Genomic DNA, 8,365 nt, shown 5'->3' with positions numbered 1-8,365 from the left:
CGCACCCTCCAACTCCCGCAGCTCAAGCCCCTTCACGGCTTCCAACAGCCGCCGGGGCCGCTCACCGAGCCCCAGCATCCGCAGCCCGTGACAGGACGGGTGATAGGTCACCGTGTGCGGGAAGTACGCGCCCACATCCGTCACCCCCAGCACGTCCACCAGGAACTCCGTGAGTTCGTACGTCTTCGGCACGGCGCTCGCCGCGGCCTCGGTGAGTCCCCGGTCGCGGCCCTCGGCGACGGCCTTGGCGGCGATCCGCGGGTAGTTGTCGCGCACCATGGCCGCGCAGGAGCCGGACGGCGTGACCACGTGGTCGTAGGCGTCGAAGGCGGCGGCGTAGCGGCGGACCAGCGGCTCTGTCTCGTGCCGGTAGCCGGTGTTGAACTGGGGCTGTCCGCAGCACGTTTGGGCGGCGGGGAAGTCCACCTCGACGCCGAGCCGTTCCAGCAGGGTGACGACGGCCCGCCCCGTGTCCGGGTACAACAGGTCGTTCACGCATGTCACGAAAAGCGCTACGCGCATGTCTCCTCCGCGCCGCGCCGCGGCAGGCCGTGCGACTGACGATGACCCATGGCGCTCATACTGCCGCAACGGCGTGACGCGGGGAAGCGAGACATCCGATGTTTATCGGAATCGGTGGCCAGAGCGGCAGGCGTGCGGACGACCGGGGCGGCGGACAACGTGGAGCGCCGCCCCTCCCGGGACGGTCGGTAAGCATCACGCGTCCCTGTGGGTCGCAGGGGACAACTCGCGTTCAGTGCACGCGTTCGAACGAACGCTCGCTCGTGGGTTCGGCTGTTCGGGTGGCCAGGAAGGCGCGGATCTCGCGTACGGCGCTTCGCCCCGCCCGGTTGGCGCCGATCGTGCTCGCCGACGGGCCGTAGCCGACCAGGTGGACGCGGGGGTCCTTGGCCACGCGCGTGCCGTCGAGCCGGACGCCGCCGCCGGGCTCGCGCAGTTTGAGCGGGGCCAGGTGGTCGAGGGCCGCGCGGAAGCCGGTCGCCCACAAGATGACGTCGGCGTCCAGCGTGCGGCCGTCGGACCACGCGACGCCGCGCGGGGTGATCCGGTCGAAGACGGGCTCGGGCCGCAGGACCCCGCGCACCTGCGCGTCGCGGATCGCGTCGGTCGCGGCCAGCCCGGTGACGCTGACGACGCTCTGCGGCGGCAGCCCCCGGCGCACCCGGTCCTCGACGAGGGCGACCGCGGAACGTCCCCACTCCTGGTCGAAGGGCGCGCTGTGGAAGACCGGCGGGCGACGGGTCAGCCAGGTGGTGCGGGCGACCTCGGCCAGTTCCATCAGCAGCTGCACCGCCGACGTACCGCCGCCGACCACCAGGACGTGCTTCCCGGCGAATTCCGCCGATCCCCGGTACTCCGCCGTGTGCAACTGCCGCCCGAGGAAGGTCTCCTGGCCCGGGTAGTACGGCAGGAACGGCCGGTCCCAGGTGCCGGTCGCGTTGATCAGCGTCCGCGTGGACCACACACCCGCGTCGGTCTCCACCCGCAGCCGCCCCGCGACCCCCTCCCGTACGGCGGTGACGTCGACCGGCCGCCGGACATCCAGGTCGAACTCCCGCTCGTAGCGCGCGAAGTACTCGCCGACCACCTCGGCGGACGGCCGGTCGGGGTCTGCGTCGCCCAGCGGCATACCGGGCAGCTCATGTACGCGGTGCGCCTTGCCGTAGGTGAGCGACGGCCAGCGGAACTGCCAGGCGCCGCCCGCGCCGGGGGAGTGGTCGAGGACGACGAAGTCCGTGCCGGACCGCAGCCCCGCGCGGCGCAGGAAATACCCGGCCGAGAGCCCCGCCTGCCCGGCGCCGACCACGACCGTCCGCACGTTCCGCACGCCGGACACGTCCGGCCCGTCCGCCGCGTCACCCAAGTCGTTCATGTTTCACCCAACGGTGGGGGCGAGTGAAAGCTTCCCCCGCGCGCGGGCGGCCGGGGACGCGGGAGACGTCGGTGTCCGGGCGGGCGGCGGTCTGCCAAACTGTCTGCGTCGCGCAGAGAAGCGCGACGGCACGGGCGCGGGCCTCCACGGCCGCGCGGAACCACGCAGGAGGCACCATGGCGCGGACCGACGCCCCCACCGGCCGCCGCTCCGATCTGCTGTCCGAGCTGTCCGTGGCCTCGCGCCACTACACGGCGTCGTACGCGCTGTTCAACCAGGCGCTCGCCGACTACTTCGGGCTGCACCCCACGGACGTGCAGTGCCTCAATCTGCTGAGCCTGGAGTCGCGCCCGGTCACCATCGGGCGGATCGCCGAGCTGACCGGCCTCACCACCGGCTCCGCCACCCGGCTCGTGGACCGGCTGGAACGCGCGGGTTACGTGGTCCGTGAGCGGGACACCGAGGACCGGCGCCGGGTCATGGTGACCACCGTGCCCGACCGGATGGCGGACTTCGGCCGTGTGTGGGGCGGCCTGAGCGGCGGCTGGTGGCGGATGCTCGACTCCTACGACGACGACCAACTCGCGCTCCTGCTCGCCCATATGCGCCGCACCGTCGACCTGAGCACCGCACAGATCGCGCGGCTGCGGGCGGGTGACGTGGCCGACCCCGGCGGCGCGGGCGAGGAGCACAGGGGCGCCGCCGGGGCCTGATCCGCCGTACCCGCTACGGGCGGGTGAAGGCGGCGGCGTTCTCCGCCGCCCAGGACGCGAAGGTGCGCGGCGGACGCCCGATCAGCCGTTCAAGAGTGTCGGTCACCTCCGTGGGCGTACCGTCGAGCGCCTTCCACCAGTCGAGCAGCGCCTCGGCGAACGCCTCGGGCAGATGCTCCGCCGTCTCCGCCCGCCATGCCTCACGGCTCACCGGCACGGCGGCGATCGGCTGTCCCGTGGCGTCCGCGAGCACGTCGACCTGCTCGGCGAAGCTCAGCGACTCGGGCCCCGTCAGGTGGTACGTCCCGCCGCGCACACGGGAATCGGTGAGCGCCGCGCAGGCCGCCTCGGCGAGATCGGCCTCGTGCACGGGGTCGGTGTGGGCGCCGGGATACGGCAGATTCACCGCGCCTGACGCCTTGATGGGCCACGCCCACTGGAGGGCGTTGGCGGCGAAGGCGCCGGGGCGCAGCACGGTCGAGGCGATCGGTGAGGCGGCGAGCGCGGTCTCCACCTCCAGGTGGTGCCGGGCGATCGGGTCGCGCTCGGCGTCGGGCTCCATGACGCTGGCGGACGAGAGCAGCACCACGTGCCCGACCCCCGCCCGTTCCGCCTGCTCCAGGAACGCGCCGATGTGCGACGCCTCGGCGTAGAGGAACACCGAGTCGACCCCCGCGAGCGCGGCGGGGAAGCCGGACGGGTCGTCCAGGCTCAGGGCGGTGGTCCGCACCCCTTCCGGCGGTTCGACCTCCTCCGGCTTCCGCGAGGCGACGCGTACGTCGGCGCCCCGGTCGTGAAGGAGCGCGGTGAGGGCGCGGGCGACGCGCCCGCGGCTTCCGGTGATGAGGACGGTCATGGCGGTGTTCCCCGTTCGTGGAAAGGGCTTGGGAGCGGGTGGCACAAGGAGCCGTGCGGCCGACGGAAGGTCGGAGGGAGCAGTCGTGGCGAAAACTGTGCGCCACGAAGAGTCTGTGTCACGCAGATAAATATGGGCGTCATCTCCAGGGCTGTCAAACGGATCGGTGACAGGGTGCCGGCGCGCGATGGACCCGCGCCGCCGCCGCGATCCAAGGAGCGTGCGCCGCCTCAGGGGGCCGGTGTGCGGGCCGACGGACCCGTGACCCCGGCCGGGGCGGGCATGCGCGGTTCCGAGGCCCAGCGGCGCAGCCGGGAGACGCGTTCCGCCGCCTCCTCCAGCCGGGACAGCGGCAGGTCGCCGTCGGCGACCGCGCGGGCCGCCGCCGTGTGGATCGCGTCGTGCACACCCGCGCCGCTCGCGGGGCCGAGGCGTACCAGGTCGACCCCGGCGATCCAGGCGAGCACGGCCGCGCCCGGCACGCCCCAGCCGTCGACGATCGACGGCGCGTCCAGGGTGTCGCTGACCACGACCCCGCCGTAACCCAGCTCGCCGCGCAGGATGCCGGTGACGGCCGGGCCGCTGAGCGTGGCGGGCAGACCGTCCTCGCCGGGTACCGGGGAGCGCCCCGCGGTGATCGCGCGGACACCGGCCGCGGCCCCCTCGGCGAAGGGCCGCAGGCTGCCCGTACCGGTGAACGGCCCCAGCGCGGCGGCCACTCCGTGCGTCTGGAGGTCGGTCACGAAGACCCGCGTCTCGTCGGCGCGGGTGCCGGGCCGTACAGCGAGGTGCAGATTGGCACCGGCCGCCATGAGTTCGGCCGCCGCGGCGCTGCCGCCACCCGGCCGGTGCGGCTCCGGGTGACCGGTGAGGGCGTCGGGGAGCGCCGCGCGCAGCGTGTCGGACGCCTTGCGCGCCGCCTGGCCGCGGGCGTGCACCGCGACGCCGGGGGTACCGCGTTCCAGGCCGCGCAGGATCCAGTCGGGAAGTCTCTCGTCCGCGCCGTCGACGGCGGGCAGCAGGCACGAGTCGACGAGCACGGCGAGCCGGTGCAGCGCGTTCACGTGGTGGTCCCCCTTCGGGGCGCGACAGAGGCGGATGTCCCGAGCCCCGGCGATATCCCGAGGCCCGCCGAATGGTACAGACCAATGCCCGGAGGCGGCAATCACCCCAGGTCCGCGTCCCCTCGGTGACCCCCGCGCCCACAGCCGGCCCCACGGCCGCGGACCGCTCAGCGGCCCCCGGACAGCAGCAGCGGCGCTCCGCCCGGAGCGGACGGCGGGCGGCCGTTGGCGGCGGGCACGGCGGACAGCGGCGACGGAAGGGCCTCCAGCAGACCGCGCGCGGCCAGTTCCGGCATCACGCCCTCGCCGAACCAGTACGCCTCCTCCAGGTGCGGATAGCCGGAGAAGATGAAGTGGTCGATGCCCAGCGCGTGGTACTCCTCGATCCGGTCGGCGACCTCCGCGTGGGCGCCGACCAGCGCCGTACCTGCGCCCCCGCGCACCAGCCCGACGCCCGCCCACAGATTCGGCGAGATCTCCAGCTTGTCCCGCTGCCCGCCGTGCAGCGCCAGCATCCGCTGCTGGCCCACCGACTCGCTGCGGCCGAGCGCCTGTTGGGCCGCGGCGACCGTGTCCTCGTCGAGGTCGGCCAGCAGCCGGTCCGCGGTCGCCCACGCGTCGCGCGCCGAGTCCCGCGCGATGACGTGCAGCCGGATGCCGAATCTGACCGTACGGCCCTCGGCCTCCGCCAGCCCCCTGATCCAGTCGATCTTCCGCTTCACCTGCTCGGGCGGCTCGCCCCAGGTCAGATAGACGTCGGCGTAGCGGGCTGCGACCGGCCCGGCGGCCTGAGAGGAACCGCCGAAGAAGATGTCGGGGCGGGGCTCGGGCGGCAGCGCCACCAGCCCGCCCGCCACCTGGTAGTGCTCGCCGTCGTAGTCGAACGGCTTGCCCTCCCACACCCCGCGCACCACCGACAGGAACTCCGCGGTGCGCGCGTACCGGCTGTCGTGGTCGAGATGGTCGCCGAACCGCTTCTGCTCGGTGGAGTCGCCGCCGGTCACCACGTTGAGCAGCAGCCGCCCCCGGCTGATCCGCTGATACGTGGCCGCCATCTGCGCCGCGAGCACCGGCGAGATCACCCCGGGCCTGAAGGCGACCAGGAACTTCAGCCGCTCGGTGTGCTGGGTCAGCGCCAGCGTCGTCAGCCACGCGTCCTCGCACCACGTACCGGTCGGCGTCAGCACCCCCTCGAACCCCAACTGGTCGGCGGCGCGCGCGATCTGAGCCAGATACTCGATGTCGGGGGCGCGGATGCCGGAGACCGGCGTGATCCGGGAGCGCTTCACGCCTCCGTCGGTGTAGACGTGGCGGTCCACCAGGGTGCGGCCGTCGCCGCCGGTGGGCAGGAACCAGTGCAGGTGTACGGACATCGGGCGGACGCCTTTCGATGGGCGGGATCCGGTGCGGTCCGGCGGGATCCCGGCGCGCGGCACGGGAGGTCCGCCGGATCACCGCGGGGACGTCCCGAGGGGACCGGCGGGGCCGGAACGCGAAGAAGAGCTACGGAAGCGCGGGGGAGGGGAAGCGGCGCGAAACGTCAGCGACCGCGACAACACGCGGCAGACGCCACCCGCAGGAGGTCGATGTGACCACGCGAGGTGAGCATGCAGGGACGCGGCATACAACGACGGTAGTCACGCGTCCGTCGGCAGGTCAACGCCGTCTCACCTCGCGGATGGCGGCGGATGGCCGCGGAAAGCGGCTGATCGCGGCGCAAGCCGCCCGCCGGGCCGGAGCCCGCCCCCCCGCCGCCGGGCACGGGGACCCCGGCGACCCGCCGCGCCGACACCCCCGCCGCCCCGCGGAATTGAGTGACCATGGACGTATGGCCGACAACCTCACCTCACGCGTCATCGACATCGCGACCGGCTCCAGCGAGACCGTCCACGACCTCACCGACGCCTGCGCGTCGTTCCTGCGCGAGGCGGCGGCCGGGCGCGACGGGCTGCTGAACGTCTTCGTGCCGCACGCCACCGCGGGCGTGGCCGTCATCGAGACGGGCGCGGGCAGCGACGACGACCTGCTCGCCGCGCTCCAGGACCTGCTCCCCGCCGACGACCGCTGGAGCCACCGCCACGGCAGCCGCGGGCACGGCCGCGACCACGTACTCCCCGCGCTCGTCCCGCCGCACGCCACCTTGCCGGTACTGGACGGCCGCCTGGAACTCGGCACCTGGCAGTCGGTCGTCCTGGTGGACACCAACGTCGACAATCCGCGCCGGCAGGTCCGGCTGAGCTTTCTGGGCTGACCGGCGGGCGCTCGCCGAGAAGCGCTGACCCGCACGCCGCGCCGCTCCGCCTGGAGCGCCGCCACATCCCGACGCCCCGACACACATCGCGCCAGTCATATCAGCCTTTTGCGGCGGATATGACTGGCGCGATTTCCGAAATACCGCGATGTGTTGTACCTGGGCGCTCCGCTTCTTCTGACGGGATATCACGTGTGGTGTTGACCGTTGGTGAAGGCATGCGGAAAACTCGGCACGGCTAATACGGGGCGAGTAATATACGAAGGCGGTAGAAAGCGGTGCGGCGGCGACGATTCCTGGGCTTAGCGGCGGTCGGTGGCTCGATGGTGCTGGCGGTGACCACCCTCGGCGCGTGCGGGAACACCTCACCGCGGAGCAAGGCCATCACCCTGCACGTGGTCGCCACCGACTACAGCGGTCTGAAGACCGCGAGTCCGGTGGCCCAGACCTGGAACAGCCTGGCCCGCTCGTTCGAGGAGCGGAATCCGAACATCACGATCGACGTGCAGTTCGTGCCCGTCGCCGACGCCGACGCGCAGGTCGCCACCATGGTCGAGGACGGCCAGGCGCCCGATCTCGCGCAGCTCGACTCCTTCAGCGCCTTCAGCGACGGCAAGCAGCTCTACAGCGCGGACGAACTGTTCCCGATCAGCATGCAGTCCGCCTTCGTCCCGTCGCTGACGGACGCCGGTTCCGTCAACCACGTGCAGTACGGCATCCCGTGGGTCGCCTCCACCCGGATGTTCTTCTACAACAAGAAGCTCTTCGCCCGCGCGGGCATCACCCGCGCCCCGGAGACCTGGGCCGACATCAGGCGCGACGCAGTCAAGCTCAAGGAGCACGGCGTCCCGGTGCCGTACGGACTGCCGCTCGGCCCGCAGGAAGCGGAAGCCGAGACCATGATGTGGATGATCGGCAACGACGGCGGCTACACCGACAACGTCGGCTCGTACAACCTGGACTCGGTGCGCAATGTCGACGCCTTCGTCTGGCTGAAGAAGAACCTCGTCGACGCCGGTCTCGTCGGCCCCAAGGACCCGGCCAGGACGAGTGTCAGCGATGCCTTCAGCGACTTCCTCGCGGGCCGCACGGGGATGCTCAACGGCCATCTGACGCTGCTTCCCTCCGCGAAGGCGGCCGGAATCGACATCGGAGTGGCGCCGCTTCCCGGAAGGACGGGCCCCAGTTCGCAAGCGCTCGGGAACGCCGACTGGATGATGGCCTTCCGGCAGAAGGGACACCGGGAGGCCGACGCCAAGTTCCTCCAGTACATATACAGCGAAGAGAATTTGTTGAAATTCCAACAGGAGTACAAGTTGCTCCCGGTCACGGTGAAAGTCGCGGAAACGGTCAGGATGGATCCGCGGTACCGCGATCTCGTGCCATTCATGAACCTGCTGTCGGACGCGGCGTTCTATCCCGTCGCCAAGGCGTCCTGGGCCCCGGTCAGCGCCGAACTGAAGAAGGACATCGGACAGGCCGTGCACCGCGACCCCAAGGTCGTACTGGCCGGCCTCCAGCGCGACGCCCAGCGCAGCGACGGCGCCAGGTAGTCCGAGGCGCGGACGAGGGCGCCGCCGCACGGCC

Annotated in this window: 8 protein-coding genes; 3 read left to right on the top strand and 5 right to left on the bottom strand. The window is 72.2% G+C overall.

Going from position 1 to position 8,365, the window contains the following annotated elements; all coding sequences use genetic code 11:
* Both ACIOC1_RS32265 and ACIOC1_RS32260 read right to left on the bottom strand, forming a co-directional pair.
* Nucleotides 1-522, bottom strand: a 522-nt coding sequence (locus ACIOC1_RS32265) for a (Fe-S)-binding protein (protein WP_401857663.1), incomplete at its 3' end; no start/stop codon positions are given.
* Between the two features lie 232 nt (nucleotides 523-754).
* A complete protein-coding gene (locus ACIOC1_RS32260) occupies nucleotides 755-1,894 on the bottom strand; it encodes an NAD(P)-binding domain-containing protein (protein ID WP_401857660.1) in 1,140 nt (379 codons plus the stop codon).
* Between the two features lie 176 nt (nucleotides 1,895-2,070).
* Here ACIOC1_RS32260 and ACIOC1_RS32255 point away from each other — a divergent pair, with 176 nt between their 5' ends.
* Nucleotides 2,071-2,607 carry a MarR family transcriptional regulator gene (locus tag ACIOC1_RS32255; RefSeq protein WP_355343699.1) on the top strand — a complete coding sequence of 179 codons (537 nt, stop codon included), beginning with the start codon at nucleotides 2,071-2,073 and terminating at the stop codon, nucleotides 2,605-2,607.
* Nucleotides 2,608-2,620: 13 nt separating this feature from the next.
* Here the strand turns inward: ACIOC1_RS32255 and ACIOC1_RS32250 are convergent, their stop codons facing one another.
* From ACIOC1_RS32250 to ACIOC1_RS32240, 3 genes are all read right to left on the bottom strand, one after another.
* Entirely contained in the window at nucleotides 2,621-3,463 is an 843-nt protein-coding gene (locus ACIOC1_RS32250; protein ID WP_355343702.1) for an NAD(P)H-binding protein, read from the bottom strand.
* A 230-nt stretch (nucleotides 3,464-3,693) separates the two neighbouring features.
* The gene (locus ACIOC1_RS32245) at nucleotides 3,694-4,527 is read right to left on the bottom strand and encodes a glycoside hydrolase family 3 N-terminal domain-containing protein (RefSeq protein WP_355343705.1); all 834 of its coding nucleotides are present in this window, start codon (nucleotides 4,525-4,527) and stop codon (nucleotides 3,694-3,696) included.
* A 167-nt stretch (nucleotides 4,528-4,694) separates the two neighbouring features.
* Nucleotides 4,695-5,900 (bottom strand): LLM class flavin-dependent oxidoreductase, encoded by a 1,206-nt coding sequence (locus ACIOC1_RS32240; protein ID WP_355343708.1) that lies wholly within the window; start codon nucleotides 5,898-5,900, stop codon nucleotides 4,695-4,697.
* A 455-nt stretch (nucleotides 5,901-6,355) separates the two neighbouring features.
* Between ACIOC1_RS32240 and ACIOC1_RS32235 the strand changes: the two genes are divergently transcribed.
* Together ACIOC1_RS32235 and ACIOC1_RS32230 are read left to right on the top strand one after the other, a co-directional pair.
* Entirely contained in the window at nucleotides 6,356-6,778 is a 423-nt protein-coding gene (locus tag ACIOC1_RS32235; protein WP_355343711.1) for a secondary thiamine-phosphate synthase enzyme YjbQ, read from the top strand.
* Nucleotides 6,779-7,101: 323 nt separating this feature from the next.
* Complete coding sequence (locus ACIOC1_RS32230; protein WP_355343714.1) at nucleotides 7,102-8,331, top strand: extracellular solute-binding protein; 1,230 nt, start codon at nucleotides 7,102-7,104, stop codon at nucleotides 8,329-8,331.
* Nucleotides 8,332-8,365 lie beyond the last annotated feature (34 nt).

This window comes from Streptomyces sp. NPDC088197 (assembly GCF_044741185.1).
GTDB lineage: Bacteria > Actinomycetota > Actinomycetes > Streptomycetales > Streptomycetaceae > Actinacidiphila.
The sequence above is the reverse complement of the archived record's forward strand: the minus strand, read 5'-3'. Positions and strand labels throughout refer to the sequence as shown.

Bases quoted from the DNA above. Each gene is read 5' to 3' on its own strand.
- ACIOC1_RS32250 (WP_355343702.1), bottom strand. From the start codon at position 3,463: ATGACCGTCCTCATCACCGGAAGCCGCGGGCGCGTCGCCCGCGCCCTC.
- ACIOC1_RS32230 (WP_355343714.1), top strand. From the start codon at position 7,102: ATGGTGCTGGCGGTGACCACCCTCGGCGCGTGCGGGAACACCTCACCG.
- ACIOC1_RS32255 (WP_355343699.1), top strand. From the start codon at position 2,071: ATGGCGCGGACCGACGCCCCCACCGGCCGCCGCTCCGATCTGCTGTCC.
- ACIOC1_RS32240 (WP_355343708.1), bottom strand. From the start codon at position 5,900: ATGTCCGTACACCTGCACTGGTTCCTGCCCACCGGCGGCGACGGCCGC.
- ACIOC1_RS32260 (WP_401857660.1), bottom strand. From the start codon at position 1,894: ATGAACGACTTGGGTGACGCGGCGGACGGGCCGGACGTGTCCGGCGTG.
- ACIOC1_RS32235 (WP_355343711.1), top strand. From the start codon at position 6,356: ATGGCCGACAACCTCACCTCACGCGTCATCGACATCGCGACCGGCTCC.